Raw genomic sequence first — 302 nt, forward strand, 5'->3', positions numbered from 1 at the left:
CGAGCAGCGGGTTCGATGTGATGGCGCGGGTGGCCTCGATGCCGTTCATTTCGGGCATGCGGATGTCCATGAGCACCACGTCGGGCCGAAGGCGCTGCGCCTCCTGTACCGCATCGGCCCCATTTCGGGCCTCGCCGACGATCTCGATGCCCTCGTAGGTGCCGAGAATGGCCTTGAAGCCGCCGTGCACGAGATCCTGGTCGTCCACGACGAGCACGCGGATGGGATCGGCCTCACTCATGGGTCTCCTCCTTCTGGCTGAGGGGAACGCTCACGGCAATGCGCACGCCGCCGAGCGGACT

At 66.2% G+C, this 302-nt stretch carries 1 protein-coding gene; it reads right to left on the minus strand.

Features of this window, described 5'->3' with window-relative positions:
• Nucleotides 1-241, minus strand: a 241-nt coding sequence (locus NE591_RS14285; RefSeq protein ID WP_256156986.1) for a response regulator transcription factor, incomplete at its 3' end; no start/stop codon positions are given.
• Nucleotides 242-302 lie beyond the last annotated feature (61 nt).

Origin of the sequence: Adlercreutzia sp. DFI.6.23 (genome assembly GCF_024462535.1) — a bacterium.
Taxonomy (GTDB): Bacteria; Actinomycetota; Coriobacteriia; order Coriobacteriales; family Eggerthellaceae; genus Adlercreutzia; species Adlercreutzia rubneri.